Raw genomic sequence first — 26,299 nt, 5'->3', positions numbered from 1 at the left:
CTCTCCGTCGCAATTGTCGCGAAGGAGAGGACACATGAACGCAACTGACTATTTGAATCGCAGCGCCCTATACCGGAAGCTGGTCTACGGTCCGTATCGGGAGTTTGCGGGCGTTTACGCCGCCAAAATGTCGAACGAAGGTTTGGGGCGGCAATGCACGTGGCGGTCGCTGAGCCTGTTTCGGGATCTGATGGACTGGCATGTTGGCAATGGACATGCTCCGCAGGATTTGAATGAGGTTCACGCCGACCGCTTTCTTGAGCATCGTTTCAAACACTGGAAGCCCGACTCGGGCGATCGATCGGCGCTCCGCCGCTTGCTTTTGGCGTTACGGGAGAAAGGCTTAATACCAGCCGCGCTTCCGATTCAGCGCAGTGAGCACGAGATGATCGTCGATGTATTCGGGCAATATCTCTCGAATGAGAGAGGGCTCGCCGCCGCGACAGTGGGGAGCCACAAGCTTCTGTCGCTTCGATTTCTCCGGGAGGTGTGTCCTTTCGGCGCAGACGAGTTTGCAGCGCTCACCCCGGAGATCGTTATCGGTTATGTCGAGCGACATGCGCTCGACGGTTCCGCCGACAGTGGCAAAGCCATGTGCGGGGTTGTGCGTGCTTTCCTGCGCTATTTGCATCTGAAGGGCTTCATCTCGACGCCGCTCGCTGACTGTGTGCCGTCCATCCGCCGCTGGCGACTTGCCGGCCTTCCAACCTTCCTGCCGCCCGAGAAAGTCCAGAAGGTTCTCGATGCCTGCGATCGGACGACGGCAATGGGTCGTCGGGACTATGCGGTTCTGATGATCCTCGCCAAGCTCGGTTTGCGCGCCAGCGAAGTGGCCACCCTCAATCTTGACGATATCGACTGGCAGTCGGGCACGATCCTCGTACACGGAAAGGGACGACGACAAGCGACTATGCCGCTGCGTCACGACGTCGGAACAGCGATCGTCGCTTATATCCGGCATGGGCGCCCAGCTTCGGCATGTCGGCGAGTCTTCTTGCGAACACTTGCGCCGCATGTGGGCTTTGCCTCCGGCTGCGCCATCACGATGATCGCGAAGCAGGCACTCGAACGGGCAGGCATTGACGGCTATGCGCATCACGGTGCCCATCTTTTCCGCCACAGCCTTGCGACCGACCTTTTGCGGTCGGGCGCCAGCTTTGCCGAGATCGGTCAACTGCTCCGCCATCGAAGCATCGACAGTACAAGAATCTACTGCAAAGCTCGATATTGAGAAGCTGCGGGAACTGAGCCTACCCTGGCCGGGAGGTGTCCAATGAGCCGGCTTCGCACCGCGCTTGAGCGCTACATCGGCATGCGCCAAGGGCTGGGATACAAATATGACGGTCCGGCAAAACGATTGTCGGAGTTCGTCGCTTTCATGGAAGCCCGCGGCGCCGAGACCATCACGGCGGACCTGGCAATGGAGTGGGTCACCTCGATGGGCCGGCAGCCGAGTTGGTCAATCCGACTGGCTGATGTGCGCTGCTTTGCCCAGCACCTCAGTCATTTCGATCCTTTGACGGAAGTGCCACCGAGCGACGCTGTGGCGCCGGCACGGCGGACAAAACCCTACATCTATAGTGAGGTCGAGATTCAGGCACTTCTGGCGGCAGCACTGTCGTTGCCGCCGGCCAACGCCCTGCGGCGCTGGACATATCACTGCCTGTTCGGGCTGATAGCGGTCGCCGGACTGCGCCATTCCGAAGCGCTCAGCCTGCTCCGGGCCGATGTAGATCTCGACCAGGGCGTCCTCACCATCCGAGAGACAAAGTTTGGCAAGTCACGGCTGGTGCCGCTGCATGCCACGACAATTGCTGTCCTTTCAGGCTATGCCGCCCGACGCGATGCACACCTTGGTACGCCGCGTAGTCCCTATTTCTTCGTCGCCGAACAGGGCGGCAGATTGCTGCATCAATACGTGCACCGCGTGTTCTGGCGACTATCTCGGCAAATCGGATTACGGCAGGAGGGGAAACGAGATGGCCCACGGATTCATGATCTTCGTCACCGTTTCGCCGTCCAGACCCTGATCAACTGGCATCGCGCCGGCGAAGATGTGGAACGCGAGCTGCCGGTTCTCTCGACCTTCCTCGGCCATGCGAATGTTCGCGACACCTATTGGTATCTGTCCGCCACGCCGGAACTGATGAACCATGCCGTACGGCGATTGAATAAGCGCTGGGAGGTACGGTCATGAGACGCACGAAAGACCTGGCCGTGCTGATCGAGCGGTGGTTCACAGATCGGCTCATGAAGCATCGAGGTGTAAGTTCTAACACCATCGCCTCCTATCGCGACACCTTCAGGCTCCTGTTTGCGTTCGCACAGACGCGCCTTGGGAGATCCCCATCGGAGTTGACGCTGCGGGATTTGGACGCTCCCTTCATCGGCGCATTCCTGGAGGATCTTGAGACGAAGAGATCCGCCTCGGTGCGGACCCGGAATCTCCGCCTTACAGCCATCCGCTCTTTCTTCCGATATGCGGCGTTCGAGGAGCCGGCACATAGCGCCCACATTCAGCGTGTGCTCGCGATCCCCAGCAAGCGATGTGACAAGCGGCAGCTTCAGTTTCTAACTAGGCCCGAGATTGAAGCGATCCTGGACTGCACGGATCGAAGCACGTGGCTGGGACGCCGCGACTACACTCTGCTGTTACTGGCCGCCCAAACGGGGCTGCGGGTCTCGGAGATCATCGACCTTGACCGAGATTCGGTAATGCTCGGCCGCGGTGCGCATGTGCAATGCATCGGCAAGGGCCGCAAAGAGCGAAGTACGCCGCTCACAAAGGTTGCACAGCAAGCCCTCCGTTATTGGCTCAAGGAACCAGGGAAGCGAGGCTCAACAGCCCTCTTTCCGAATACGCACGGTGGCAGGCTCAGCGCCGACGGCGTGCAGGCACTGCTGAACAAATATGTCGCCAAAGCACGTGAGCACTGCGTCTCCCTTCGCTCAAAGCGGGTGTCGCCCCATGTCTTGCGGCACTCTGCTGCCATGGAGTTGCTGCAGGCGGGCGTCGACTGCTCCGTCATTGCCCTGTGGTTGGGCCATGAAGCGATGGAAACGACGTTGACCTATCTTCATGCGCATCTCGAACTGAAGGAATCTGCACTCGCAAAGCTGAAGCCGTACGAAGGCGCCAAGGCCGAGCGATTTCGACCAAGCGACCGGCTTCTGGAATTCCTGAACACCCTCTGAGCATGAGAACTATGCCGAGTGCCAAACAACGGCGACCCGCCAAACTGGCTCGGAACGCACGGTTTGCCGTTCCTGCCAGAAGACGCACTCGGCATAGTTCGCCGGTCGGCATAAACCTGCAAACTCAATGCTATCGATCCGCTTGCCTATCTAACCAGGACCCTCACCGCCATCGTCAACGGTCACAAGCAGAGCCGGATTGAGGAACTGCTGCCGTGGAGTTATCCGGTGGAGTAATCCCTGTCCAAAGACCGCAGTCGGCCCTAAAGCCGACCCACAGTGGCGTGTTTCACCGACGTTTCAAAACCCGCCGGGGCGGTAGCCAGCGGGGATTATTGCAGCGAAATGCCGAAGCTTCTCATGCTGCTGCCGAGCGAAGGTGGTATTCGTTGCAGGCCGCACCCGCATAAGTGCGACCTGTAGGCGGGCGGGCAGCCTCTGCGCCCTTGCCAAGATATTAGACCTGTATCCGCTGTGGCGATATTGTGCTTTTGGGCAACTGCGCCCGGTCTCTCAGGGATACGCTGTGGAATTTCTCGACGGCAGACTGAGGGGAGAGCCTGGCCAATTGTCGCGATCTACAAGCCGATTCTCTTGCGTCACAGCGGTCGTCTCTCCTGCAAGAGCACGGCCACTCAGGAGGCAGTCGATCGCCGTGTATTACAGTAACATACTTGCTTTTACGGCCCTCTGCGAGAAGGTTGTCCGGCGTCGGCATTACCATCAATCAAAGCATCGGGAGAACATCATGAACAGGCACGTGATCGGACTGTCCTTAGGACTTCTTTTATGCTCGACCCTCGGGCAGCCAGCGCTGGCACAAGCCGCGCAGCCAGCTCTTACCGAGGCAGAGGCACACTCCATTGCAGTGGACGCATATGTGTATTTCTACCCGCTGCTGTCCATGGACATCAGCCGGAAGACATTCACAAACGTCGAACCAGGCAAGGAATTCGGCAAGGGACCGATGAACGTCTTCACCAACGTTCCCGAGTATCCTCCGGCGGATTTCAAAGGCGTGGTTCGCTCCAACTTCGACACGCTGTATTCCTCCGCGTGGATCGACATGACGAAGGAGCCCGTGGTGATCAGTGCGCCGGATACCGACGGACGCTATTACCTGCTTCCGATGCTGGACATGTGGACGGACGTTTTTGCGTCGCCAGGTTGGCGGACGACGGGCACAGCCGCGGGGACATACCTTGTCACGCCGCCCGGCTGGAGACCCGATTTGCGCGACAAGTTCATTGAGGAGTTCAAGCTCCCCGAGAACACCCAGCGAATTGAAGCGCCGACGAAACATGTCTGGGTTATCGGCCGGACAAAGACCGACGGCCCGGCTGACTACGATGCCGTGCACAAGATCCAAGCCGGGTACAAGGTTACGCTCCTGTCGGACTGGGGTAAGCCAGCGAAGCCGGTTGAGGTTAAAATCGACGCTAGCGTCGACATGAAGACACCGCCAAAGACCCAGGTCGATACGATGGACGCTGGCAAATATTTCGCCTATGCCGCCGAACTGCTCAAGGTCGAACCGCCCCACCCGACCGATCAACCGATCCTCGCGGAGATGAAGAAGATCGGCATCGAACCCGGCAAGAGCTTTGACATGAGCAAGCTCGATCCAACCGTGCAGAAAGCCCTGGAAAGCGCGCCGCAAGTCGCCCAAAGACTGATGGAATGGAAGCTGGCGACGTTGGCAAGGGTAGACAACGGCTGGTCGATGAACACAGATACAATGGGCGTATACGGCAACTACTATTTGAAGCGGGCCATTGTTGCGCAGCAAGGCCTTGGCGCGAATCTGCCGGAGGATGCCATCTACCCTCTCAATCTCGCCGACGACTCTGGACAGCCGCTCGATGGCGCGAATAAATACACTCTAGCGTTCGAAAAGAATGCCATGCCGCCCGTCAACGCTTTTTGGTCCATCACGCTCTACGACGCAGCCGGGTTTCAGGTCGGCAACAGCCTCGAACGTTTTGCCGTCAGTAGCTGGATGCCGTTCAAATACAACACAGATGGCTCGCTCGATCTCTACATTCAAAACGAGTCCCCCGGTCCAGATAAGGAGGCCAACTGGCTGCCTGCGCCGAAGGGAGCGTTCAATCTGACGATGCGCATGTACGCTCCGAAATCCGAAGCGCTGATCGGAAAATGGAACCCGCCGCCCGTCAGGAAGGTGCAGCTTCCGGCCTTGACTACTCAGTGAGTTTTCGAACGGCAAACTTGGGAGATACCTCGGGCCTGAGATGTGTTTTGCCAGTGCCCGTGTGAAGAGCCACTGGCAAAATTTCGCAAGCTCATGTGAAGTTCACCACGGTTCTCGGCGAGGAGTTCACGCTGAAACACCGCGCCCTGATGATTATTAAGGCATTCCACGACAGCGACATCACGCCTGCGATCAAGCGCGGGGTTCAATCCAGTGACGCGAGTCCGCGTTCATAGGGCAAGCGAGAGAAATGCTCAATCCAGATCACCTCAACACCCTCAACCGCAAAAGGTGCAGCGAAATTCGCGCTTACGGTTGATGCAAGCCCTGAGATAAGCGGGGGCCGCATTCGGCGCACAGTTGCCGTGCCGTTTAAAGGGTGCGCATTATTCGCATCGAACTCAAATTCGCTGACAAGGTGGGACCGACACAGCGCTTACCTTAAAGCAATACGAACCGACCACCTTGTGGTCTAGCTTACGGTAAGCGTCCGGTGAGGGCCGTCTTGCGAGGTTGAGACGAACATCGGAAGTCCTAGTGCAAACACTAGGAGTAGTCCTATGACGAAGCATCAGATTGAAGTGATCACGTCTGTCGAGCGCCGACGGCGCTGGTCTCAGGAAGATAAAGAGCGGCTCGTTTCAGCCTGTCTCGAGCCAGGTGCAGTGCTTTCCGAGATTGCCCGTGCGGCCGGTATCCATGTCAGCCAGCTCTTCCGTTGGCGCAAGGAGCTTTGTCAAATCGAGGAGCCGAGGACGGAAACAGCGAGCACGTTGGTGCCGGTGGTCGTGTCCGAGGCCGCGCTTCCAGCCTCGCCCATTCCCTCGGGGCCACCCACCCCATCGCAGTCCCGCCGGAAGCGCAGCGATGTGACGATTGAACTCGGTCGGGACCGTCGTATCCGCGTAGACAGCGACATCGACACGGACGCGCTGGGCCGCATTCTCGATGTCGTGCTGGGGCGGAGATGATCCCGGTTCCGAGTGGTGTGAAGGTCTGGCTGGCGACCGGTCACACGGACATGCGCAAAGGCTTCCCCGGTCTGTCGCTGATGGTGCAGGAGACGCTGAAGCGCGATCCGATGTGCGGACATCTGTTCGTGTTCCGGGGTCGCGGTGGAGGTCTGATCAAGGTGATCTGGCATGACGGACAAGGAGCCTGTCTGTTCACGAACGATCGGCGTTCATACTACACCTCTTTCCTCGCCAGTTGATGTTTTTGGCTCAGTTTGCGTTTCTCGATACGCAGCAGCGCGAATTCTTGAGGGGGTTCCATCGGCTGCATTGCTTTTGCGGCAGGTCTCCATCGGCGATTTCGTACAGGCTATAGTGCCCGTTATAGGCATGTCTGGTGATGAGGCCAAATTTGGCCCATCTGGCGACGGTTTGCTCGCTGATATTGAGATGCGCTGCCGCTTCCTGTCTTGTCAGCATTCCCCGCTGTCGCAGTCGATCATATCGTGATCGCAGCTTATATTCGTGGATGAGATAGGCGACTTTGAGGGGTGTAAAGCGGGCGTCCTGGCAGCCGCGACGTGCGGTTCCACCTGGGCGATGTCCCTGCTCGTTTAGAATCTCGGCGATCTCGGGATAAATGTAATCGTCGAGAAGCCTATCGACCAGTTCAATGATACTGGGCTTTGTCTTGATCTGCTGAGGAGAGGATTTTGGGTTCATGGTGGTGAGCGTCTGGATTTTGCCGCCCTTGAAGCGAACGTGAAGCTTGGTGGTTCCTTCCGCTGGCAGCTTTAAGAGAGTGACATCCTCAATGATGTGGGCCAGTAATCGCTTGCGTTCGCGGCTTAGGGTATCCGGCTCTTTCCAGAGCTGGTTGAAGTCGGCCGTCATCGCGACTAACCGTTCGTGGACAGCTTTATCGAGGATGAATTGATCGTGCTCTCGGCCACGTTCGCGCTCTTCGCGGGCACTGGCCAGCGTGCGAAGCTTCTCGTTCCATTCACCTTCGAGCGTGTCGGCGACGAGGCGGTTACTAGGATCGACAAGCATGAAGCGGCGCTGAGCGAGCTCGGCTTCCGTTTGGGCGCGTTCGATTGCGCGACAGCGCAGCCGGTCTGCTTCTTCATGCCGGGCTTGGATCTCCTTGCGGACTTCGAGAGCGAGTTCGACGGCCGCCGGCGTCATTTGCTCGGCAATCAGCATACCGATGGCTTCATCGACGGGAGGCCCGGCGATCGACTGACACATAGGCTCCCCACGATAAATGCGGGCACGATTACAAATGTACCAGGCTTCCTGCCGGCCACGCCGCGCCGCATAGCGAACCCTAAGATGGCTGCCGCACTGCCCACATACGGCCCGGCCTTGCAGCAGTGCCGGTCCCTCCCTTGGGATTGAAGCTCGTGCCGCTTCAAATCCACGGCCATTCGCCTTGAGGATCTTCAGATTCTCCTGATGTCGCTCCCAGCTGATATAGCCGGGATGAGCATCGGGAATGCAGGCCGGCCAGTCATCAATGTCGCGCGCACGCAGAGTCTTTTTGCCGTCGATGGTGCGTCGAAACTGTCGTCGGCCATAGGTATAGGCGCCAGCGTAGCGCGGATTGTTCAGGACACGCATCGCCGTCGATGCGGTCAGCGGCCGAAACAGCGTGCCGCCGTTGTGTAGGCGCGATGGAAACAATAGGCCTTCATTGCGAAAGACCTTGACGGTCTGGGAGGCGGACCCGAGGCGAGAGAACATCTCAAAGAAATGAATGATCGTTTCTCTGACTTGCATGTCTGGATCGAGCGTCACATTGCCGAAATGGTCATAGACCAACCCAGTCGGCAGGAGGCAACGAAACTCGCCGCGCCGCACCTTGTTGAGAATGCCGCCGCGTAGCCGGGCTTTGATCACATGCAGTTCGGCCTCACTCATTGTTCCCTTGAGGCCGAGCAGGAGCCGGTCGTTGAAACTTGCCGGATCATAGACGCCGTCCTCGTCGAGGATCAGGGTGTCGGCAAGGGCGCAAATCTCCAGCAGACGCTGCCAGTCGGCATTGTTGCGCGCCAGACGCGAGACCTCCAGGCCCATGACGATCCCGGCATGTCCCATGCCGACGTCGCTGACCAGCCGCTGAAACCCCTCGCGCCACACCGCCGATGCACCGGACTCTCCTTGATCGTTGTCGATGACGATAATCTGCTCGTCGCGCCAGCCGAGGGCGACAGCGCGTCCCCGAAGCGCATATTGCCGCCTGGCGCTCTCGACGTTCTCGACGACTTGCCGCATGGAAGACTGGCGGATGTAGAGGTAGGCGCCACGTTCGAGGTGATGAGGCTGGACTTTGAGATGTACATTCATGGTGACCTCCGATCGTTGGTGCTCATAGCGATTGTCGCAAGGACGTGAACGACGGCGCTGTGTCCGCCGCGCAGCGGCCAAGCCATTGACGATGGGTAATTCTGCTCTGGCGGGGTGACTGCTGTTGCGGTCAGCGCCTGAGCCCATCCCCACATGCCCCGGCGCAGAAAGAGCATCAGGCCGCTACGGGCCATAAGTGGCAGCGCTGCGCCGAAGGCGGCCTTGCGCAATACCTCGTACTGGGACGCGATGGTCGACGGTTGGGTCGGGCATGCCGCCGTCGCGGCAATGTTTACGTGTCGCTTTTTTTAGAACCCGCTCGATCGATCTGGGATGAAGCTCGATATCGAGTTCCTGGCGGAGCAGCTTGGCCAGTTCCCGGGCGCGAACGGGTTCTCCTGGGGCGGTCTGCGCCTGCAGAAATGCCAGGACTTTGTCGTCGATCTTGTGGGGACCGCGGGGGCCCGGCTTTGTCGGCACCAGTCCGGCAATCCCGGCCATGTCGAAGTTCACCTTGGCCTGGTAATAGGTTGGCCTGGAAACACCGTACTCGTCGGAGGCCTCCGTCACCGACACCTTGTCGATGGACACGCGACGCAGCATCTCGTATTTGACCTGCACGGCGTCGTGCGGATCGAAGAACTCGCTGCCCCGAAACTTTGGATCGCGCACCTTCTCGGGGGTGGGATTGAACGTGCCCTCTTCGATGAGGACATCCATCTTTGTGCGCTTGCTCTCGTACTTCGCAGACATCAATGGCTCCGAGGACATGAAGCGGCGTTAGCGTAATGCTAATTATGCCGCATTCTGCTACCTCGTCAAGGCGATGTTTATGGTCTATCTGACGCGATATCTCGTATTTGCAGGCGTACCATCTCATAAAAACGACCTCTTGCGGCATAATCCACTTTACAGATGCGACATATTTACCTTTACACTTCAGCGCGTCAGCGCGGGCTCGATTTGCTCGAAAGGCGCTCCACCAGAGTGGCCAACTCCATTAAGTCGACAATCCGCAAGAGCAATCGTCCGTTGCTCATGACGACTTCGGGATCCAGGCTCACAAGATCAGTCCATTGCGGAGGAACCGACCAAACAGTGGCGTCCTCGGTCTGCAGCAAAAGGCGTTCACCATGCCGGTTGTAGCGCTTGCCGATGCACGGCAACTGTCGTGGGAATAAAGGATGAAACGGATGCGTTACCCGCACTAACTGCGTATCTGCGTTGGCAGTGGCTGCATTCTGTTGTGAGGTACAAGAAGCTGGAGCGCGGCCGCTTCATCTGGCCGTCAGCCGCTGACGGCACGGTGGTGATCACACCGGCGCAGCTCGGTTATCTGCTCGAAGGCATAGACTGGCGGATGCCGCAAAAGACCTGGCGGCCAACATCGGCAGGATGAGCAAAAGCACTGGAATAGCGGACTCGAATATGATTCCATCCTGCCATGAGCGACGCGACTGATGAGCTTCCGGACGACCTTGCCAGTGCGCTTGCACAGCTGGCCGAGGAGCGTGCGCGGCGTATCACTGCCGAGGCAGAAGCAGCGACCGCCAAGGCGCAAGCCGCCAGCGCAAAGGCGCTCGTGTCGCATTCCGAAGCGCTGATCGCGCGGTTGAAGCTGGAGATCGAGAAGGTTCGCCGCGAGCTTTACGGTAGCCGGTCAGAACGCAAGGCGCGACTCCTCGAACAGATGGAACTGCAGCTCGAGGAGCTGGAGGCTGACGCTGGCGAAGACGAACTGGCGGCAGAGGTTGCGGCCAAAGCCTCGACGGTCAGGGCTTTCGAGCGCAAGCGTCCATCACGGAAACCATTCCCTGAACATCTGCCGCGCGAGCGTGTCGTCATCGCGGCCCCGGCGAGCTGCCCTTGTTGCGGTTCAGGCAAGCTGTCGAAGCTGGGCGAAGACATCACCGAGACCCTGGAGGTCATCCCGCGTCAGTGGAAGGTGATCCAAACGGTGCGGGAGAAGTTCACCTGCCGCGAATGCGAGAAGATCACTCAGCCACCAGCTCCTTTCCATGTGACGCCGCGGGGCTTTGCCGGGCCCAGCCTTCTGGCGATGATCCTGTTTGAGAAGTTCGCGCAGCATCAACCGCTGAACCGCCAGAGCGAGCGCTATGCCCGAGAGGGTATCGACCTCAGCCTGTCGACGCTGGCAGATCAGGTCGGCGCTTGCGCCGCGGCGCTGAAGCCACTCCATTCGTTGATCGAAGCGCATGTCCTGGCTGCCGAGCGGCTGCATGGCGACGACACCACAGTGCCGATCCTGGCGAAGGGAAAGACCGATACGGGTCGCATCTGGACCTATGTCCGAGATGACCGGCCGTTCGGCGGGCAATCGCCGCCGGCGGCTCTCTACTATGCATCGCGAGATCGACGACAAGAGCATCCCGAGCGCCACTTGAAGACCTTCACCGGCATTCTGCAGGCTGATGCCTATGGCGGTTACAATCCGCTGTTCAAGGTAGACCGCGATCCGGGGCCGCTGACGCAGGCGCTCTGCTGGTCGCACGCGAGGCGCAAGTTCTTCGTGCTGGCCGACATCGCCACGAATGCCAAACGCGGCAGCCGCGCCGCGCCGATCTCGCCTATGGCGCTGGAAGCCGTCAAACGGATCGATGCGCTGTTCGACATCGAGCGTGAGATCAACGGGCTTGCCGCAGCGGAACGCCTGGAGCGCCGTCGCAAGCACAGTCTGCCGCTTGTCGGCGAACTGCACCGCTGGCTTCAAACCGAGCGGGCAAAACTGTCGCGCAGTTCTCCGGTCGCCGAGCCGATCGACTACATGCTGAAGCGCTGGAACGGCTTCACGTCCTTCCTCGATGATGGCCGGATTTGCCTGTCCAATAATGCTGCCGAGCGGGCATTGCGAGGCTTTGCTCTCGGAAGGAAGTCATGGCTCTTCGCCGGATCGGATCGCGGTGCCGATCGTGCCGCCTTCATGGCCACGCTGATCATGAGTGCCAAGCTCAACGACATCGATCCGCAGGCATGGCTTGCTGACGTCCTGGCCCGCATCGCCGACACGCCAATCAGCAGGCTGGAGCAATTGCTTCCATGGAATTGGCAGCCGCACGGACTGAACGCTCAAGCAGCCTAACCTGCGGCCTTCACCGGATGCATACAGCTTACGAGCGCACCTATTGTTTATTTTGGCCAATGGCTTGGCTCTCCGCAACGCGCTTTCCAAAGCGATCGCTTACGGACGCACGCAATACCCAAGCGGGCATTCTAACTACCGACTTAGTGACACAGAGGCCGATTTTTCGATAATGTACGGTCAGGCGACATCGAGAGGTTTGTCGTGAGACCCTGATTTTCAACGCCGATCAAAGTCCTGCCCGACGGCAGACCTCAAAAGCTCAACCAATTCGATACGGTTTGACGACGCGGACGCAGAACGGAGCAAATAATCGTAGTCTATTAGAAGTGCTGCATTGCGCCGCGGGTTCAGCAAAAGAATGTCCGACCATACCGCGCTTTCAGTTTCGATGGCTCGTGCGTACCGCAATAGCCAATACATTAGAATCTGCCGGAAATCGCCGGCGCCAAAATTGCGATCCGTATGCTTAACCTCAATGAGCGTTGAGCCGATCGCGAAATCCCCGTTGCCAGATGCTATCCAGCCGAGGCCAGGAATCAGCGGTGCATACTCCAAAATACTCGATGGCCGTTGAGCTTGTACGCTCTCCAACATCGTCACAAGATTGCGAGAGGCATACTCGGCAACGAGGATGTCATCCGGCTCGAGAGTCTTTGGAATTTGTGCATCGAAATGGCGCTGCTGGCGCCGCGCCGCAATATGCAGGCATTCATTCCAGGACGCGACAGTCCCGCGCCTTAACTCGCTTTCGGCGCGCGCCATGGACAGCTCGAATAGCATCGCCTTTTGAAGCTGGCTTTTTTCGATCAGCTCGGGTGGAATCGCGCTGATTCCGGCGAATGTGAACATCTTTGCGTTTAGAGCTCTGACGAGGCCACCGGCCAATCGGGGGAAAAGTATGTCGAGGACTCCGGGAATGTCCCGCGCTACTGTTCTTGGGTCGCGCGTCGGCAGTCGGTTAAACGCCATATTTGACCCAGTCCTCATAACAGGCTGCAAAGCTTCCCGCCGTGACATTCTCGATCCCAATCTGCCACGCCTGTGCAATCGAGCCGCGAAGTTGGTCCTTTGTCTTCGTCCCTTCGTCTCCAAACGCACCAGCCGCCAACCAAAGCATTCGTTGCTCGCCGGCGCCCAAGTTCTGCCATTGGTTGCGCAAGCGGGTAAAGTTTGGCCGATCCGCCCAATATCTCCAGCAGTCGATGCAGGCCCGTCGGACAGCGGCTGATTTTGTCGAGTCGTAGGTTTGACGAACGAAAACACCCCGAACATCGGTTCTGGCGAACCGGAGCGCTCGTAGGAAATGCAACATATTGGCTTCGGGGACGAGCAGATGCGCCCCGGCACTCGGAATCTTGTCGAGCAAGATGTCGATCGCAGCAAAAATAGATGCGAACTCGTCATTCGATCGCACCGCATATACCCCCCGCATAATTTTCGACCACGACGCGCGAAACGAATCCAGATTCTTTGGGTCGAGAAGCGTTGCGCATAATTGAACTGCGACGCCCGGCTCTTGAAACTTGAGCGCTCGACCGATTTGCGCAAGCACGAACGCGTCCGGCTGCGACTTCTCTCGCTCAAGGTCCAAAAGAAACGAGATATCGATCTTTTCGAACGACTGTTTGAGCTTTTCGTACTCTGCGCTAGCATTGTCCGAGTATGGGTCGAAATGCAGGTCGAGTTCACGCAATGCAAGGCTGGAGTCCTCACCCTCTCCCAATTGCGCTCCTACGAAATCCTTATAGTGTTTAGCGGTTAGGATGGTTGTTTTGCTACGGTTGAGCGAGAGGCCATAGTCAGCCAACGCATGCGACAGTTCAGAGAGCGCTTTGTAGGCCTCTTGCTGCGAACGGCAAATTAAGGTGTAGTCATCAACATAGCGGTGCCAGATGAGCCCGGCGTCGCTTAATGATCGGTCGATCGGCGTCATCATCACTTCAGCCAGAATACGCGCGCATTGACCACCAACCGGGAGGCCGAAGGAACGACCCGCCGACAACTTGCTTAGGATCCGATCAATCTGCATCGCAATTGTGGAACTCGGTGCCAGGTCCTTAACGACGTTTTCCAGCCGATGGTGGTAGATGTGTTCGTAGAAACTTGCGACGTCGGTCTGGATAACCACCGCGCCGTCATCGCCCAGATTGGGCTCGCTTAAAGTTGCAAGTTTGTAGGCCCGCCATGACCGGGTTCGATCGAAGAGGCCAGGCCCCTGGGACGCGAGCCGATAAGAGTGCGCTCGATCGCTCCGCTGTCCTTCGTTGGCCTCAGCGATCGCCAATCCTAGTCCATTGAGATAGAGGTTCCAGAACGGATGAATCTTCGTAGTGAAGCGAAAACCATGTGGCCCAGACGGGACGAGTAGGCGCTCTGCCGGAATCGACAGACCGTTCATGAAAACTGCCGGTTTCCCGATTGATCCTCTCTCGACGCCTTGGAACAATTCCAGGCAAATCGTCGCGAGATCCCCTGCCTTTTCTTTGATGAATCCTGCATCGAGATCGTAAGGTAAAGTATCGTTGTCGCCGCTGTGACCAATTTCAAGCGCGGCCCTCAGAAAATGATCTTTGTCAACCTTGATCAATTGCGCCCTGTTCTTGCTTGAGGCGGACGGCTAACGCAGCCTACGCCTTCCAATGTGTTTGCAGATAATACACCTCTCTGTCTAGTGGCAGGCAGGGTGCTGAATCCAAACGCCTACCGTCCTTTCATCGAGAGAGTGCGAGACAACCGCCAGACACAACAATCGTCATCTGCTGGAACCACACGATAGCTAGTCACTGATTTCAGGAAGCTCGAGCCCAGTGAAGTGAGCCGAAACGGGAACGCTAGTTTGTAGCAATCGACCCAATAATTTGGCGAGACAGGATCTAGTTGAAAAATAGTCAGACGTGAACGTCGAGTGACGTACTTTGGGTTGCATGCATCATTGCGACTGTTATAACTAAGCTCTTACTCGACCTAACGTTTTGCTTCGAGCACAAGGCTGAAATGCAGGCAACTCTGATGTCGTTACAGAATGCGGTGAAAGACCTGCCGTCAGCAAGAATTCTTCTGGCAAACGAGTTTGAGAACGGTCCGAAGATTGATCCTCTCAAAGTCATCCAGATTTATGAAGCCAGCGATTGGGAAACGTTCATTGACGAATGGGTCCACTCGCTCAAATCCGCGTATGTCAGCGTTATGCGTCCGACCGGTGCTGGCGATAAAGGTATCGATATTGCAGGCTTCTGCGACGCCGACCAGCTACTCGGAATCTGGGACAATCACCAGTGCAAGCACTATAACTCACCCCTGAGTTTCGGTGTCGTCGCGCCTGAGATTGGGAAAATGCTCTGGTATTCGTTCTCAGGAGAATACAAAGCCCCGAGAGCATGCCGGTTCATCGCGCCGAAAGGGGCTTCGACATCGTTATCTTTATTGCTCGCCAACGCGGACAAACTGAAGGCGAAGGTGTTTGCGGAATGGGACAAAGTCATCTCCGGAAAAATCACTTCAACTGGCCCGGTCACTCTGGACGGTAAGTTTCTGGCCTACGTTAGAGATTTCGACTTCCGGATATTCTCGGCTGAACAGCCTCGAACGATAATCGAAGCCCACTCCAAGAACTCCCTACCATCGTGGCCGTTTCGGCGGTGGATTGCCGTCGCGCCCGCAACCCGACGCTGTTCCAGTCGAGATTGGAGAGGCAGAGGCGACCTACACGAGCAAGCTGCTCGATGCCTATGCAGAGCACAAGGGCGAGACGATCGCTGCGGCCTCGCATCTCGATAAATGGGCTAATTTGAAGTCGCATTTCCAGCGCTCTCGCGAGGCGTTTTACCATGCGGAGTCCCTGCGGGTCTTCGTGCGCGAGAAAGTGGAGCCTGGGACGTTCGAGGGGTTGCAGACCGAAATCCTGGGCGGGGTCTTGGACACTCATGATGGCGAACACTCGGACGGATATGCGCGAGTTGTCGCCGTGACCGAGAAAGCGCAGTCCATGGCTCTCGATGCTCATCCGCTGAACAGAAGCGCTTTTGCCATCGATCGCCGGGGCATTTGTCATCAGCTTGCGAATGATGGGAAGCTGACATGGCGACGCTAATGCCTTCGGCTTCGGCTTTCAACGGTCCGCTCGAAACGGGCGTGAGGGCGGTCTTTATTCTACACGCACATTTTCCCCGGGCGGTGGATCTGAACCGGCTGACCGCTATGGACTATCTTGTCGTTAGAACCAGCGTACTCGATGGACCAGCGGACTTGCATCCCCCGACACCGATCATGTCACCTGTCACGCAGGTTCGAAGAAAGTCCGTTCAGTCCGCTGTGGCCCTGATGATGTCCCGAGGGCTCATCGAACAGGTTGTCGATCAAAGCGGGATCCTGTTTCAGGCCGGAGACAATGCGGAGTTTTTTGTCACCGCGCTTCAGACGCCATACCTTCGACAATTGTACGATCGCGCCGAATGGCTGGCGGGTTACTTCCAGAACTACAGCGATGAGGCTTTTGACGATCTGATGCGCAATCTCCTCACAAATTGGGTATCTGAATTTCAAGACGAAGCGTCCGGACCGGCACTATGACATATTCAGGCTTCCAGATCCGTCATCTTTCCTTTCACGGCTCAGACAGAAAACCGGCGGTCATTTCGTTCCAGTCTGGCCTTAACGTCGTCTACGGGGCTTCCGACACCGGGAAGTCTTACATTGTTGAAGCGATCGATTTTATGCTCGGGGGCAAGGGCCCTCTGCCCGATATCCCGCAGGCAAAAGGCTATGATCGCGTCTTGCTTGCGATAATTTTCGACGACGGATCGGAAACCACATTGCTCAGAAGCATGGCCGGTGGACAGTTCCAGGCATTCGAGGGTTTGCACACGTCGATCCCCGATGCAGAGGGCAGCCCCCTTGGTGAAATACACAACGAGCGCGACGAGACGAACCTCTCGTCGTTTCTTCTCTCCAAGATCGGCCTTGCAGGCAAGCGGATCAAAAAGAATGCAAAGGATGAAACTCAGGCCTTGAGCTTCCGCAATCTCGCGCGGCTGGCGATCGTCAACGAGGAGGAAATAATCCAGAAGCGTTCGCCACTGTCTGATGGAAACTACACGGCAAATACGGCAAATACCTCCGTCTTTACGATGTTGTTGACCGCCATCGATGACACCGCTCTCCTGTCACGCAAAAGCACCTCCGCCGAGGAGCAGAAGCGCCTGGCGCAAATTGATCTTCTCGATCAACTGATCACGGACGCTCAAAAACGCATAACGACGATATCGGGCTCACGCGACGAACTATCTGATCAGGAGGAACGCCTCACGAAAGCGATGGATAATCGCGCCGAGCAACTCGCCTTCACCGAAGAAAGGTTCAAGGCGGTCTCGACCAAAAGGCGGGCCATTATCCAAAGGCTCGAGACAACTAACGATCGATACACAGAAATCGCCACTCTGCTCGAGCGTTTCAATCTCTTGCGAGAACACTACGGTTCGGACTATGAGCGTCTTCTCGGTATTCGTGAGGCGGGGAGCTTTTTCTCGGTTCTCGAACAGGAGGTTTGCCCCACCTGCGGTGCCTTGCCCGACCATCACGATCCCACTGCGGTCTGCCACGGCGATGTCGCAGTGACCGTCTCAGCGGCCGAAGCGGAGATGCAGAAAATCGAGTCTCGTCAATCCGAGCTGATGACAACGATCGCCGCGTTGAAGGCGGAGGCGCAATCGATTCAGAAGTCGCTTCCCAATATGAGGAATTCACTGAGCGAACTCTCGATTGAAATTGAGAGGGTCGTATCGCCAGACCTGCGAAAACAACGCGCAACATACAAAGAGCTCGCAGACAAGGGCGCGAATGTACGCGAGGCGCTCGGGCTTTTTGCCAATCTGAGTGATTTGACCAGTCGCAAAACTGCGTTGGAACGGCAGAACGAGGGGGGCTCGGGCGATGCCACGTCCAACAATCGTCTAACCAGCACAATTGTGGCCCCGTTTGCGGAACTCGTTGGGAGCGTGCTCAAACAATGGGGTTTCCCGGGTGTCGAACATGTGCACTTTGATACCAATGCGAAAGATCTCATCATTTCCGGGAAGGCCAGAACTTCTTACGGAAAAGGGCTTAGGGCAATCACGCAGTCGGCCTTCACAATCTCACTTCTGCAATATTGCGCCGACAACAACCTGGCACATCCTGGGATCGTGGTGCTCGATTCCCCCTTGCTGTCCTACCGCGAGCCAGATGGGGCAGAGGACGATCTCAGCGAGACAAATCTGAACGGAAACTTTTATAGATACCTTCTGGGCCTCAAGAGTGATCGACAAGCCATCATAGTTGAGAACATGGATCCTCCCTCGGATGTCGAACTAGGCGATCGTGTCATTCACTTTTCTGGAATGGTTGATGAAGGTCGCTTCGGCCTTTTCCCTCGGTAACCGATCCTCTCCATTCCAGGATGCCGCGCCAAGTGAGGAAACCGCTGTGATCATCCGAAACTATCTTCGATGCCTGACATGCGATCAGGTTCATATGCTGCGGATAGCGATTGGCGACGCAAAGCGACAGCCGCATCACTTTGCGTGTAGGAATTGCGGAGAGGAACTTGAGGTCGTGCTTACCCTTGGTACGGGAAGCAGCAGCGAAGGGGCTTTCTCGTGTTCCGAAAACGCTGAATTTTGCGACGAAGATGCCAAGGCCCTTACTGTTAATCTGGACCCCAACTTTGTAATTCCAAAAGATCAGGCAAATTCGCCGCTTTCCTTTCCCCGGCTTGAGCAAATGAGGACGATAGTCAAGGCGATGGAGGCGCGCGGTGCATCGCTCGATCAAATGGCCCGCGCCTCGCGCGAACGAGGACCGACGTTTCCGACAGAGTGGACGCATCTGAGAAAAGCGATCGGACTTGAAACAAGGGGCAAGTCGAAGCTTTCAAGGCGCGAGATCGAAACTAGTGGTGAGCTGTTTTACGAAGGCGAAAGGCTCGACAGTCTGGACGATTGGCTTATCCGGTTTCTGCGGAGGCTCGTCGGCCCCGACAATTCCGAGATATTCGAAAAAATTAGCAAAGAGGTCGAACGCATTGTTGCAGCGAAGGATGCGAGCGGCCTGATGGAGCACTACTTCGCAGACCTCAGAGCTACCAGGCGAGACGCATACTTCGCAATCCTGACCGACTTCTTCCGGAACTATTCTGAATTTTCTCAGGTGCTGTACCGAGTCCGACTGGGCGCCCGAGCGCCAGAAGACGCAGCCGCTGGCTCGACGAATTTCGAGAGTGTGAAGACCTTCTATGGGGATGCCTTTGAGACCTTCGCAGGTCTGGTGGAGCTTTTCACCATGCTCAACAACCTGGATGCCGGGCGAGAATACGACCAGGGAGAACGGCTGACCTTGAAGAAATATCGGGAACTCGACAACGCGAGCAAGTTCAATCCCTTCGCCGGCAACGCGGCCTTCACGGACCTCTGCGTCGAAATCGACAACCAAATCCGAAATGCTTCGCACCATCGAGGGATCAAGCTTTCCGCGGATCGTCACACCGTTCTATACCGTGCCGGTAAGGGGGGCACCGGGGAGGAACAGTCTATGACCTACGTGACCTATCTTGATCGGTGCACGGGTATCTTTATGCAGATCGTTGTGTTGCTCTGCGTCGAGATCATGATGAACTATCGCCAGGGACAGGCTCTATTTGGAGGTGAATCGACAAGCTAGTGGGTTCAGCGTCGCAAGGTGCGGCCACTTTCAAATAATTCCCCACGCCCGAAACCTCCCCCTGCCCGTCATCTCCCTCAAGCCGAGCTCCAAAACAATCCGCCGCGCCGCCTGCGGCGTGACTTCCAGCGTCTCCGCCACCATTTTTGCCGATACCAGCGGCTTTGCCATTACCAACTCGACCAACTCCGGCAGTTTTGAAGACGTCCGGCGCCCGTCGAGCTTTCGCTCGAACAGAGTGCGCGCCAGCGTCAGCCGGTCATGCTCTTTCATGCCGATCTCGGCGGCCGCCAAAAGCCCATGGGCAATCGCCAGCAGCCGGGTCTCCCGGTCACGATGCCGGCGCCGATCGACAGGTATGGTTTTCAGGCCGAGATTGATGGCCGCCAGATGGGCGCCGGTGGTGATCCCGGCCTGGCGCAGGATCGAGGCGGAAAACAGCCGGCCGAGCCAAGGAGCGTGCTGAAGGACCGAAAGCTCGTTCCAGGCATCGAGGGCAACGATGGCCTGCAGCATCGCCGGAAGGTTTTCCGCCTGCCGCAGCACGCCGCGCCATTCGTCCAGCCGCTCGTCCTCGTCCCAGTCGAGATCATAGACCAGCGGATCGGCCGGAGCCCGGCCGGGCTTTTTGGCTCGTTCGATCGCAGCGTCAGAGCGCGCAAGCAGCGCATCGATAGCAGCATAGTCGACGCCGGGGAGATCTTGGGCCTCGTCGGTGCCATCCCCCTCCCCTTCCGCGTCGATCGCGATCGCCGGCCGAATAACTCCGGTCGTCGTCGCCTCGTCCGCGCCGCCCGCCCCGATCTCCGAGGTTTTCCGCAGCGAGCGGATGCCGTCGGCAGAGAACGCCCAATCCGGGGATTGGCCGGCGATGCGCCGGCGGGTTCGCAGCACGTCGCGGGCGATTGTCAGCTCATGGGTGGGTGTGCGAATATCCCGCGTGGCGTCGTGGAGGACGAGGTCTTCGAGATGGACCAGCTCACCGTCGATCCACAGCGAGGCGCAGGCGTCGGAGAAATGGGTGCGCTCCCTCCATCCCTGCCCGACCGGCGAACGGGCGATGCGCTCGTCGAGACGAGCGAGTGCGATGCCAGCGTCAAAAGCCGGCCGCATCAGGGCAGTCATGCTGATTTTCGCGAGATTGTAAGCCATTGAATTTATGGTAAATGATTTACTAAAGGAAATCTATCTCGGCGTTACGGTTCGCCACTGGATATAATGCACCAGCGCACCGCTGGCCATCGATAAGTAATGCTTATCGGACGTGAAACGTACAGATGGATTGTACGCGCGGGTTTGCGGTGCTATCGTGCAGTTCGAGAGGCAAAATCGGATCGCACGATGCCCCAGACCACCTACAAGATCAGCGAAGCGCGGAAAAAGTTCGCCGAGGTGCTCGAGCGCGCCAACCAGGGCGAAGAAATCATCATCATGCGGGGCAGTGAGATCTATGCCCGCATCGGCCCGGCCGATGGCGGCAAGCGCCCCTTCGGCTTGCTGCGCCAGCGCGGCCTGCCCGACGACCTGTTCGACGAGGTCGATGCTGAGCAGGCAGCAATCGACGCCGGCGACTGGAATAACGATGTCGGCGTCTGGCAGGGTGATCCATCCGACCGTGTGCCCAAGGCATGAAGGTTCTACTCGACAGCCACGCCGTCTACTGGTGGACGATCGGCAGTGAACGACTTTCGACGACGGCCCGATCGCTGATTGAGGACAAGGCCAACACCGTCCTCGTCAGCGCCGTCTCCTTCTACGAACTCGACAACAAGATGCGCCTGAAGAAGCTCGACTTGAAGCCGCAGGAACTACGCGCTGCCGTCGCGGCCAGTGGCTTGCAGACGCTTGCCGTCACCGATCTCCACGCCGAACTGGCGGCAAGTTTTGATTGGGATCACCGCGACCCCTGGGACCGCATTCTCGCCGCCCAGACGCGGCTGGAACATTGCTCATTCGCGTCGCTCGACATCGCCTTCGATGCGGTGCTGCACGAACGGATCTGGTAGGGAGATCGCCAGTGATGGTGATATTCGCCGATGTCGAGGAAGCCGCCGAACGCCTGGAGGAATTGATCGAATTGGCCCTTCGCCAGGACGAGTGTATGTGTGCCGAGACGGACGGCCGGTCGCGATGCTGACTTGGTTTTGGCGCAGCGATGCGCTCGTCTCAGGCGAGAACGCGCAGAACCTTTCTGAGGCAGAAGCCCCGATTGCGTGATCTCACGTCAATCCACGACGACAACCATGACGCCCGGGGACGTCCGCAGTGACGTCGCCTCCGTCGATCGCCGCGCCGAGGAGCTCGACACGATCGCCGCCGTGCTGCCGACCGAGCGCCGCGAAGAGCTCGCCGTACTGCTCACCGATCAGGATGTCGACACGCTCCGCCACCCGGTCAATGAAGGCATGGGCGTCAATACCCTGCGGACTTCCGACCTCGCCTATCTGCAGGCCCGGTCGATGGCCACCGCCGGCCAACCCCTGCCCTGGCCGGCGACCGAGGCGCCGCTTCTAAAATTTGTCGCCCATCACCTCTAGAAGAACCGGATTTATCCTTGCCAATGTTCGACTGAAAAGAGGACACTAGCATGTCCCTTACCATCGGCTCACCCACGTCATTCCTGTGAAAGACGATGAGGTGCCGTTGCGCGAATATCCATAATTCGCAGACATGTCCGATACACGCAGCAAACGACGCGCGGGCAATTCATTTTGCGCCGGAACTTGCAAGTTTTAACAAAGGCTTAAGCTTCCGGGATACATCTCGCATTAGTATTTTTTCATGTTCAGTGCGACGGTGGTTTTTTGAAGTCAGCTCTTTCATTTTCATTAGGTCGATGCTTCCACACACTTCGCGATCTTAGAAGAGACCGAACCGGCAACGTTGCGATCATCGTTGCCCTCAGCCTGGTGCCGATGCTCGTCGCGGTCGGCGCGAGCTTTGACTATATTCGCAGCTATAATGTCCGGCAGAAAATGCAGAGTGACCTTGATGCCGCTCTGATCGCGGCCGTCAAGCAGATCAACAATACCGCGGATACCGACGCCCTCAAGGCAAAGGTCTCCGACTGGTTCCATGCGCAGGTGGACAACAGCTACACGCTTGGCGAAATCGACATCGATACGACCAATCACAACATCACGGCGACTGCAAGCGGCACCGTGCCGACGACGTTCATGAAGATTGCCAATATCGATACAGTACCCGTCAGCGTAGGAAGCGCCGTCAAGGGCCCGGCGACGTCCTATCTCAACGTCTATATCGTCATCGACACGTCTCCGTCGATGCTTCTGGCTGCAACGACCTCAGGTCAGTCGACGATGTATTCCGGCATTGGCTGTCAGTTCGCCTGCCACACGGGTGATGCGCACACCGTCGGCAAGAAAACATACGCCAACAACTATGAATACAGCACAGCGAAGAACATAAAACTGCGCGCCGATGTCGCCGGCGACGCCGTCAAGGACGTGCTCTCCCTCATCGATACGTCCGACAGCAATCATGAACGGATCAAGGTCGGATTGTATAGCCTCGGCGATACGCTGACGGAAGTTCTCGCCCCGACATTGAGCACGGACACGGCGCGCACCCGTCTCGCGGACAAAAGTTATGGCCTCACCAGCGCGACCTCCACGGCCGCCACCTATTTCGACGTCTCGCTGGCGACGCTCAAGCAGAAAGTCGGCACCGGGGGGACGGGACCACTTCGGGGACGCCGCTCAAGCTGGTTTTGCTGTTGACGGATGGCGTCCAGTCAAAGCGCGAATGGGTGACCGACAGCGTGGTGTGGAAGAGCGGGAAGGCTATATCCGGAGCATACTGGAATAAGGTCGCGCCGCTCAATCCCGATTGGTGCGGCTATCTCAAGAATCAATCCAATACCATGGCAGTGCTTTACACCGAATACCTGCCGATCACCTCGGACTGGGGTTACAATGCAACTGTCGGCTCGACCATGGCGAGCGCCAACTGGAAGAATACCTGGGGCGGCACCATGGACAGCGGCGTGTCGACCAGCATCACGAGGCGGGATTACATCCCCTATGCACTGGCTGACTGCGCGTCGTCCAAGAGCCTGTTCCTGTCAGCCTCGTCGTCCACCGAGATCACGGCAGGCCTGTCGACGCTCTTCACGCAATATCTCTCTTCCGTGCGGCTGACCCAATGAGGCGCGGAAACCGGTTCGCACCGCTGCGCCGCCTGATCGGCGACCGGAAGGGGGCTGCTGCGATCGAATTTGCGATCCTGGCCCTGCCGCTCTTCATCATCCTCTTCGGCATTATCGAAGTATCGCTGATGTTTTTCGTCAATTCCGCGCTTGATGCTTCGGTGCACAAGATCTCCCGAATGATCCGCACCGGCGAGGTGGCGTCCTCGAAGATTACACTGGCCGGTTTCAAGGCCAAGATATGCGACGACATGATTCTGTCGTTCGACTGCTCCAGCGGTCTCGTCGTCAAGGTGAACGTGCTTTCCGACATGTCGTCCGCAGCCCACACCGATCCGATCGACGACAGCGGTAATCTCACGGTCACCGAGACTTATGATATCGGCAACGGCAGCGACTACATCCTGGTTCAGGCGTTCATGCCATGGACGGCCGTCGTCAGTTTCTTCAACCTGTCGAGCGCCAAGCTTTCCGACGGCCGTTATCTCCTTGGATCTTCCGCTCTGTTCCGCAACGAGCCATTCTGACATGACGATGAAACGAAGCCTGTCCCTTTTCCGGTTCGCGCAGTCCGGCATCCGTTATTTTGTGCGCGACCGGTCGGCTGCTTCGGGCGTCGAATTCGCGCTCGTGCTGCCGATCCTGGTGATGCTGTTGTTCGGCACCGCCGATCTCGGCCATGCGCTGACGGTCAGCCGCAAGATAGACGAAATCGCCTCTTCCACAGGCGATATGATTGCCCAGCAGAGTTCCTGGACGAAGTCCGACGTCGCCAAGCTTCTTTCGGGCGCCAGCTTCATCCTGCAGCCCTATGACACCACCGAACTGACGATCACTGTCGCGGTCAACGATGTCAGCGCGAGCGGCAGCGCGACCGTCAACTGGTCCGCCGCCCTCAACACCTCGGCGGTGAACTCCGGCACGGCGAGCGCGGTCACAATCCCCTCCAATATCCAGGAAACTGGCGTGCAGATCGTGCTGACCCGGGTTCAATATACGTTGACGACACCGGTCTCCGCGTTTTCTCAAACTTCACTGGACAGAACGGCTACAGCTTCGACCGATATTTCTTCAATCGTCCGCGCGTGAGTGACACGATCACTTACAAGTAAGCCGAAGAACGCCCGCCGGATCGCCAACCAATGCGGCATACGCTCGGACCGGTTGTCGCCGGGCCGACAATGGTGCATTGCTGCGGCCGATGAGAGCGTCAAGGATCATGAAATGACATCAGAAAGGGTTAGCGGCAACATTGGGCGGTTGCCGGTTACGGTGGCGATCGCTCTGGTGGCCGCACTCTGTTTGCATGGCCCTGTCGGTGCGGCAGCGGGAGATCGGCAGTGGTCGCAAGATCCGGGCAGCCACTGCAAATTCATCGCACCAGCCTCCTTGACCAGCGGCCCGACGTTCTGGATCGGCGCCTGCATCAACGGGAAGGCATCAGGCGAGGGGATGCTGCGCCGCCGGGACGGCGAGCGGGCCGGCCCCGCCTTTTTCGGCCGGATGAAGGAAGGGGTCCCAGAAATCGGCGTCGTCGATCTGGCTGACGGATTTAGGGCCGGCCGTTTCAGCGGCGACGACATCGGCGGGCAAGCGGAGTCCGATCCGCAGGACAGGATCAATGCCTTCCGTATCGCGGCCGAGGCGGCGCGGCAGGTCAGCGCCCAATATGTCGCCGAGAAGAACCCCGGATCCGCCCGCCACTACGAAGAGCTTGCCAAGACATTGGAGCTGCAGACCGATTGAAACGGTGTCCGCACGAGGTTGCGCCTTTCAGCCGCCGAGCCTGACGATGCCGTATGGATTGAACTTGTATTCGTCCACTTCATAAGTGGAATTGAAGGAGAGGCTTGCCCGGCGCGCCTTCAGCGTCGATTCGAGCCCCTGCTCGGCGATCTCGTCGGCGACTGCATCCATGATGGCGACAATCTGCCGTTCGCTGCCTTCTGTGTCAGGCACATAGACATCCGGCAGCCCGACAAGATGGAAGCCGACGCTTTCGAGATACCCCCGCGCAGAGAGCGGCCGCTTCGCAAAGGCCAGCCGGCCGATCCGCTGCTCGGTGAGCCTGTCGGCGGATTTCTGCGCCTCGGCTCCCTGCCGGATCAGTTCTCTCCATCGATCGAGCCCATGGGCGATCCCGGCGCTTTCACCCTTCACGGCAACCGCTCCCGCGCCGATCAACCGTTCGACGAGGCGGAGCGCCAGCATCGAAACCGTCGCCGTTTCCGCCTGCTTCATGCTCGGCCCAAGGATGTAGAGCACCGATCGATGATCGGCGACGGCTTTCTCATCCGCCGGATCCCAGGCATCGGGTTCGACCCGATCCCAGCAGACGTCGAATGACCGGCTCATGCGATCATCAGGCTCGGCCTGCGAATAATCCTCGTCGATGCTGAAACCGGTGGCGAAGTCACGGATTGCCTGCGATGCCGCATCGGACAGGCGGCTCAGGTCGGGGTCCCGCCCGAGAAAACACAGGACATGCCGAGGCGTCACCGACGATGCCTCGGCCTGCATCGTTTGCTTGCCGGAATCCGAGCCGGCTTCCTTGGCAGATGCCGGCCTCCAGCCGATCAGGGCCCAGAATGTCCCTAACAGCGCGCGACGCATGAGATTCACGATCG

Annotated in this window: 23 protein-coding genes and 4 pseudogenes; 21 read left to right on the top strand and 6 right to left on the bottom strand. The window is 58.1% G+C overall.

The window, feature by feature from the left end; all coding sequences use genetic code 11:
- Positions 1-34 precede the first annotated feature (34 nt).
- From MF410_RS31825 to tnpB (MF410_RS31790), 8 genes and pseudogenes are all read left to right on the top strand, one after another.
- The gene (locus tag MF410_RS31825; protein WP_239620888.1) at positions 35-1,231 is read left to right on the top strand and encodes a site-specific integrase; all 1,197 of its coding nucleotides are present in this window, start codon (positions 35-37) and stop codon (positions 1,229-1,231) included.
- A gap of 42 nt (positions 1,232-1,273) precedes the next feature.
- Positions 1,274-2,197, top strand: coding sequence for a tyrosine-type recombinase/integrase (locus MF410_RS31820; protein ID WP_086083856.1), 924 nt, complete (start codon positions 1,274-1,276; stop codon positions 2,195-2,197).
- Entirely contained in the window at positions 2,194-3,195 is a 1,002-nt protein-coding gene (locus tag MF410_RS31815; RefSeq protein WP_096772358.1) for a tyrosine-type recombinase/integrase, read from the top strand. Before MF410_RS31820 ends, MF410_RS31815 begins: the two co-directional genes overlap by 4 nt.
- A 126-nt stretch (positions 3,196-3,321) precedes the next feature.
- A pseudogene (locus tag MF410_RS31810) lies at positions 3,322-3,432 on the top strand (transposase domain-containing protein); the annotation flags it as partial.
- 511 nt (positions 3,433-3,943) lie between these two features.
- Positions 3,944-5,407 carry a DUF1254 domain-containing protein gene (locus tag MF410_RS31805; RefSeq protein WP_003554297.1) on the top strand — a complete coding sequence of 488 codons (1,464 nt, stop codon included), beginning with the start codon at positions 3,944-3,946 and terminating at the stop codon, positions 5,405-5,407.
- 95 nt (positions 5,408-5,502) lie between these two features.
- Positions 5,503-5,643: a hypothetical protein gene (locus tag MF410_RS31800; protein WP_239620887.1), complete on the top strand. Its 141-nt coding sequence runs from the start codon at positions 5,503-5,505 to the stop codon at positions 5,641-5,643.
- 324 nt (positions 5,644-5,967) lie between these two features.
- Positions 5,968-6,378: a transposase gene (locus tag MF410_RS31795; protein WP_222419733.1), complete on the top strand. Its 411-nt coding sequence runs from the start codon at positions 5,968-5,970 to the stop codon at positions 6,376-6,378.
- Entirely contained in the window at positions 6,375-6,620 is a 246-nt protein-coding gene (gene tnpB, locus MF410_RS31790; RefSeq protein ID WP_345774732.1) for an IS66 family insertion sequence element accessory protein TnpB, read from the top strand. Before MF410_RS31795 ends, tnpB (MF410_RS31790) begins: the two co-directional genes overlap by 4 nt.
- A gap of 10 nt (positions 6,621-6,630) precedes the next feature.
- Here tnpB (MF410_RS31790) and MF410_RS31785 read toward each other — a convergent pair whose 3' ends face one another.
- Together MF410_RS31785 and MF410_RS31780 are read right to left on the bottom strand one after the other, a co-directional pair.
- Positions 6,631-8,709: a recombinase family protein gene (locus MF410_RS31785; RefSeq protein WP_239620886.1), complete on the bottom strand. Its 2,079-nt coding sequence runs from the start codon at positions 8,707-8,709 to the stop codon at positions 6,631-6,633.
- 183 nt (positions 8,710-8,892) lie between these two features.
- Complete coding sequence (locus MF410_RS31780; RefSeq protein ID WP_239619764.1) at positions 8,893-9,462, bottom strand: helix-turn-helix domain-containing protein; 570 nt, start codon at positions 9,460-9,462, stop codon at positions 8,893-8,895.
- Positions 9,463-9,928: 466 nt separating this feature from the next.
- On the opposite strand from MF410_RS31780, the gene tnpB (MF410_RS31775) reads away from it, so the two are divergent.
- Both tnpB (MF410_RS31775) and MF410_RS31770 read left to right on the top strand, forming a co-directional pair.
- On the top strand, positions 9,929-10,108 hold the full coding sequence (tnpB, locus tag MF410_RS31775) for an IS66 family insertion sequence element accessory protein TnpB (RefSeq protein WP_275593048.1): 180 nt from the start codon (positions 9,929-9,931) through the stop codon (positions 10,106-10,108).
- Between the two features lie 45 nt (positions 10,109-10,153).
- Positions 10,154-11,809 (top strand): IS66 family transposase, encoded by a 1,656-nt coding sequence (locus MF410_RS31770; RefSeq protein WP_239620885.1) that lies wholly within the window; start codon positions 10,154-10,156, stop codon positions 11,807-11,809.
- Positions 11,810-12,028: 219 nt separating this feature from the next.
- Here MF410_RS31770 and MF410_RS31765 read toward each other — a convergent pair whose 3' ends face one another.
- Together MF410_RS31765 and MF410_RS31760 are read right to left on the bottom strand one after the other, a co-directional pair.
- Complete coding sequence (locus tag MF410_RS31765) at positions 12,029-12,661, bottom strand: hypothetical protein (protein WP_239620884.1); 633 nt, start codon at positions 12,659-12,661, stop codon at positions 12,029-12,031.
- 109 nt (positions 12,662-12,770) lie between these two features.
- On the bottom strand, positions 12,771-14,399 hold the full coding sequence (locus tag MF410_RS31760) for an RNA-directed DNA polymerase (RefSeq protein ID WP_239620883.1): 1,629 nt from the start codon (positions 14,397-14,399) through the stop codon (positions 12,771-12,773).
- Positions 14,400-15,455: 1,056 nt separating this feature from the next.
- Here MF410_RS31760 and MF410_RS31755 point away from each other — a divergent pair.
- The 4 genes from MF410_RS31755 to MF410_RS31740 are packed head-to-tail and all read left to right on the top strand — an operon-like array spanning position 15,456 to position 19,504.
- The gene (locus tag MF410_RS31755) at positions 15,456-15,902 is read left to right on the top strand and encodes an ABC-three component system protein (protein WP_239620882.1); all 447 of its coding nucleotides are present in this window, start codon (positions 15,456-15,458) and stop codon (positions 15,900-15,902) included.
- Positions 15,890-16,381, top strand: coding sequence for an ABC-three component system middle component 2 (locus tag MF410_RS31750; RefSeq protein WP_239620881.1), 492 nt, complete (start codon positions 15,890-15,892; stop codon positions 16,379-16,381). Before MF410_RS31755 ends, MF410_RS31750 begins: the two co-directional genes overlap by 13 nt.
- Complete coding sequence (locus MF410_RS31745; protein ID WP_239620880.1) at positions 16,378-18,225, top strand: AAA family ATPase; 1,848 nt, start codon at positions 16,378-16,380, stop codon at positions 18,223-18,225. Before MF410_RS31750 ends, MF410_RS31745 begins: the two co-directional genes overlap by 4 nt.
- Positions 18,194-19,504: a hypothetical protein gene (locus MF410_RS31740; RefSeq protein ID WP_239620879.1), complete on the top strand. Its 1,311-nt coding sequence runs from the start codon at positions 18,194-18,196 to the stop codon at positions 19,502-19,504. The genes MF410_RS31745 and MF410_RS31740 overlap by 32 nt, the downstream gene beginning before the upstream one ends.
- Positions 19,505-19,534: 30 nt before the next feature.
- On the opposite strand, the gene MF410_RS31735 is transcribed toward MF410_RS31740, so the two are convergent.
- A complete protein-coding gene (locus MF410_RS31735; RefSeq protein WP_239621029.1) occupies positions 19,535-20,665 on the bottom strand; it encodes an RHE_PE00001 family protein in 1,131 nt (376 codons plus the stop codon).
- Between the two features lie 180 nt (positions 20,666-20,845).
- Here MF410_RS31735 and MF410_RS31730 point away from each other — a divergent pair, with 180 nt between their 5' ends.
- From MF410_RS31730 to MF410_RS31700, 7 genes and pseudogenes are all read left to right on the top strand, one after another.
- A complete protein-coding gene (locus tag MF410_RS31730) occupies positions 20,846-21,136 on the top strand; it encodes a type II toxin-antitoxin system prevent-host-death family antitoxin (protein WP_239620877.1) in 291 nt (96 codons plus the stop codon).
- A complete protein-coding gene (locus tag MF410_RS31725; protein WP_097624348.1) occupies positions 21,133-21,510 on the top strand; it encodes a type II toxin-antitoxin system VapC family toxin in 378 nt (125 codons plus the stop codon). The genes MF410_RS31730 and MF410_RS31725 overlap by 4 nt, the downstream gene beginning before the upstream one ends.
- A gap of 237 nt (positions 21,511-21,747) precedes the next feature.
- Positions 21,748-22,038 (top strand): annotated as a pseudogene (locus tag MF410_RS31720) (integrase); the annotation flags it as partial.
- A gap of 270 nt (positions 22,039-22,308) precedes the next feature.
- Positions 22,309-23,672, top strand: a pseudogene (locus tag MF410_RS31715) (TadE/TadG family type IV pilus assembly protein).
- Positions 23,669-24,199, top strand: a complete 531-nt coding sequence (locus MF410_RS31710; protein WP_239620876.1) for a TadE/TadG family type IV pilus assembly protein — start codon at positions 23,669-23,671, stop codon at positions 24,197-24,199. Before MF410_RS31715 ends, MF410_RS31710 begins: the two are co-directional and overlap by 4 nt.
- Position 24,200: 1 nt before the next feature.
- Positions 24,201-24,784 (top strand): annotated as a pseudogene (locus MF410_RS31705) (TadE/TadG family type IV pilus assembly protein).
- 112 nt (positions 24,785-24,896) lie between these two features.
- Positions 24,897-25,418, top strand: coding sequence for a hypothetical protein (locus tag MF410_RS31700; protein WP_239620875.1), 522 nt, complete (start codon positions 24,897-24,899; stop codon positions 25,416-25,418).
- A 27-nt stretch (positions 25,419-25,445) separates the two neighbouring features.
- Here MF410_RS31700 and MF410_RS31695 read toward each other — a convergent pair whose 3' ends face one another.
- Positions 25,446-26,294, bottom strand: a complete 849-nt coding sequence (locus MF410_RS31695) for a hypothetical protein (protein ID WP_239620874.1) — start codon at positions 26,292-26,294, stop codon at positions 25,446-25,448.
- Positions 26,295-26,299 lie beyond the last annotated feature (5 nt).

Origin of the sequence: Rhizobium sp. C104 (assembly GCF_022354505.1) — a bacterium.
In the GTDB taxonomy this organism is placed as follows: domain Bacteria; phylum Pseudomonadota; class Alphaproteobacteria; order Rhizobiales; family Rhizobiaceae; genus Rhizobium; species Rhizobium redzepovicii.
The sequence above is the reverse complement of the archived record's forward strand: the minus strand, read 5'-3'. Positions and strand labels throughout refer to the sequence as shown.

Coding starts and splice junctions, on each gene's coding strand:
- MF410_RS31825 (WP_239620888.1), top strand. CDS start 35: ATGAACGCAACTGACTATTTGAATCGCAGCGCCCTATACCGGAAGCTG.
- MF410_RS31820 (WP_086083856.1), top strand. CDS start 1,274: ATGAGCCGGCTTCGCACCGCGCTTGAGCGCTACATCGGCATGCGCCAA.
- MF410_RS31815 (WP_096772358.1), top strand. CDS start 2,194: ATGAGACGCACGAAAGACCTGGCCGTGCTGATCGAGCGGTGGTTCACA.
- MF410_RS31805 (WP_003554297.1), top strand. CDS start 3,944: ATGAACAGGCACGTGATCGGACTGTCCTTAGGACTTCTTTTATGCTCG.
- MF410_RS31795 (WP_222419733.1), top strand. CDS start 5,968: ATGACGAAGCATCAGATTGAAGTGATCACGTCTGTCGAGCGCCGACGG.
- tnpB (WP_345774732.1), top strand. CDS start 6,375: ATGATCCCGGTTCCGAGTGGTGTGAAGGTCTGGCTGGCGACCGGTCAC.
- MF410_RS31785 (WP_239620886.1), bottom strand. CDS start 8,709: ATGAATGTACATCTCAAAGTCCAGCCTCATCACCTCGAACGTGGCGCC.
- MF410_RS31780 (WP_239619764.1), bottom strand. CDS start 9,462: ATGTCTGCGAAGTACGAGAGCAAGCGCACAAAGATGGATGTCCTCATC.
- MF410_RS31770 (WP_239620885.1), top strand. CDS start 10,154: ATGAGCGACGCGACTGATGAGCTTCCGGACGACCTTGCCAGTGCGCTT.
- MF410_RS31765 (WP_239620884.1), bottom strand. CDS start 12,661: ATGTTCACATTCGCCGGAATCAGCGCGATTCCACCCGAGCTGATCGAA.
- MF410_RS31750 (WP_239620881.1), top strand. CDS start 15,890: ATGGCGACGCTAATGCCTTCGGCTTCGGCTTTCAACGGTCCGCTCGAA.
- MF410_RS31745 (WP_239620880.1), top strand. CDS start 16,378: ATGACATATTCAGGCTTCCAGATCCGTCATCTTTCCTTTCACGGCTCA.
- MF410_RS31740 (WP_239620879.1), top strand. CDS start 18,194: ATGAAGGTCGCTTCGGCCTTTTCCCTCGGTAACCGATCCTCTCCATTC.
- MF410_RS31730 (WP_239620877.1), top strand. CDS start 20,846: ATGCCCCAGACCACCTACAAGATCAGCGAAGCGCGGAAAAAGTTCGCC.
- MF410_RS31725 (WP_097624348.1), top strand. CDS start 21,133: ATGAAGGTTCTACTCGACAGCCACGCCGTCTACTGGTGGACGATCGGC.
- MF410_RS31710 (WP_239620876.1), top strand. CDS start 23,669: ATGAGGCGCGGAAACCGGTTCGCACCGCTGCGCCGCCTGATCGGCGAC.
- MF410_RS31700 (WP_239620875.1), top strand. CDS start 24,897: ATGACATCAGAAAGGGTTAGCGGCAACATTGGGCGGTTGCCGGTTACG.